The sequence below is a fragment of the Halomonas sp. DP4Y7-1 genome, from assembly GCF_019800705.1.
In the GTDB taxonomy this organism is placed as follows: Bacteria; Pseudomonadota; Gammaproteobacteria; order Pseudomonadales; family Halomonadaceae; genus Halomonas; species Halomonas litopenaei_A.
The window spans coordinates 1-1,917 of sequence record NZ_JAHVKS010000024.1 but is presented as its reverse complement, the minus strand read 5'-3'; the positions used below and the strand labels follow the sequence as shown (position 1 = coordinate 1,917).

Genomic DNA, 1,917 nt, shown 5'->3' with positions numbered 1-1,917 from the left:
GGCGGTGCCACGGCACCGCCCCCTCATTTCCGGATCGTGCCCTGGCGCGATCCTCAAGCCGTCGAGGAAGTCCCATGACAGACCTGCCGGGACAGGACGCCGACAAGGCGCCCGAACGCGCACCCGACGTGGTGCGCAGCCGCTTTGACCAGGGCGTGGTCAAGGTCGCTCAGCTGGCCGCTTGGCTGGTGTTCATCGCCATGGCCATCAGCGTGTATGAAGTCATCATGCGCTACGGCTTCTCGTCTCCCACCTCCTGGGTGCACGAAACCGTCGTCATGCTGGTGGCGGTCAGCTTCTGCCTGGGGGGGCCGGCGGCGCTGGCGTCCAACCGCCATATCCGCGTCAAGGTCCTCTACGACGCCGTGGGCCCGACCTTCCGTCGTGCCCTCGATATCTTCAACGACGTGGTCACCTTCGGCTTCTGTCTGGGCATGAGCTACGCCGCCTGGGTGATGTTCTACGGGGCGTCCCACAATCCACTGGGCGAGTGGCAGTTCGAGCGTTCCGGCACTTCCTGGAATCCGCCCTTTCCCGCCGTGGTCAAGGGCATGATCCTGCTGGCCCTGGCCGTCATGTGCGTGCAGGCCTTGATCCACGTGTTCCAGTCGCTCAAGGGCAAACCCGTCCCCGATGCACCCGAAGGAGGCGCTGACTGATGGATATTGCAGACGGAACGCTGCTGCTGGTCGGTGCCATCTTTGCCTTGCTGGTCACCGGCCTGCCGCTGGCCTTCATTACCGGGCTGGTGGCACTGGCCTTTACCTTTGGCTGGTTCGGCCCCAACGCGCTGCCGCTGGTCACCAGCCGGGTCTACGGATTCGTCACCGAATACTCGTTGGTGGCGGTGCCGATGTTCGTGCTGATGGCCTCGTTACTGGACCGATCGGGCATCGCCAAGGATCTGTTCAACGCCATGAGGGTGTTTGCCGGCCGGCTGCCGGGCGGTGTGGCGGTCCAGACCATCGTGGTGGCCTTCTTCCTGGCCGCGCTGTCCGGCATCATCGGCGGCGAGATCGTGCTGCTCGGCATCCTGGCCTTGCCGCAGATGCTCAGGCTAGGCTACGACAAGCACCTGTCGATTGGCGTGGTGTGTGCCGGCGGGGCCCTGGGCACCATGATGCCGCCGTCCATCGTGCTGATCATCTACGGCCTGATCGCCAGCGTCTCGATTGCTGACCTGTTCACTGCCGCAATCACCCCGGCGGTGATCCTGATGCTGTCGTACATCGGCTACGTGCTGGTCCGCTGTCTGCGCAATCCGGCCATGGGGCCGCCGATGAGCGACGAGGATCGCAATGCCGGCTTCGCCTCCAAGGGCGCGGCGCTGCGCTCGATTATCGTGCCGGCCCTGATCGCCTTCCTGGTGCTGGGGTCGATCTACGGCGGCGTGGCCTCGGTCACTGAAGCCGCCGCGATGGGCGTGTTCGGTGTGTTGTTGGCCGTGCTGGCACGGGGCGAGTTCTCGTTCAAGATGATGCACGCAGCGCTGTCTCAGACCCTGGTGACCTGCGGCATGATCATCTGGATCGGCATCGGTGCCGCGGCACTGGTCGGGGTCTACAACCTGATGGGCGGCAACCGCTTCATCTCGGGCATGATCATGGACCTGGACGTGGCGCCGATCGTGATCATTCTGGTGATGATGGCCATCCTGATCGTGCTGGGCATGTTCCTGGACTGGATCGGGGTGGCCATGCTGACCCTGCCGATCTTCGTCCCCATCGTGATTCAGCTGGGCTACAGCCCGATCTGGTTCGGCATCCTGTTCGCCGTCAACATGCAGGTGTCGTTCCTGTCGCCGCCATTTGGCCCGGCCGCGTTCTACCTGAAAGGGGTGGCGCCGCCGGAGATCAGCCTGAAAGACATCTTTGTGTCACTGCTGCCGTTCATCGCACTGCAATTGTGTGTGCTGGC

General features: G+C 64.0%; 2 protein-coding genes. Both read left to right on the top strand.

What is annotated here, in order from left to right:
- Window positions 1-74: 74 nt before the first annotated feature.
- Complete coding sequence (locus KUV72_RS19660) at window positions 75-659, top strand: TRAP transporter small permease subunit (protein ID WP_222239510.1); 585 nt, start codon at window positions 75-77, stop codon at window positions 657-659.
- Window positions 659-1,917, top strand: a 1,259-nt coding sequence (locus KUV72_RS19655; protein WP_222239509.1) for a TRAP transporter large permease subunit, incomplete at its 3' end; no start/stop codon positions are given. The genes KUV72_RS19660 and KUV72_RS19655, both read left to right, overlap by 1 nt.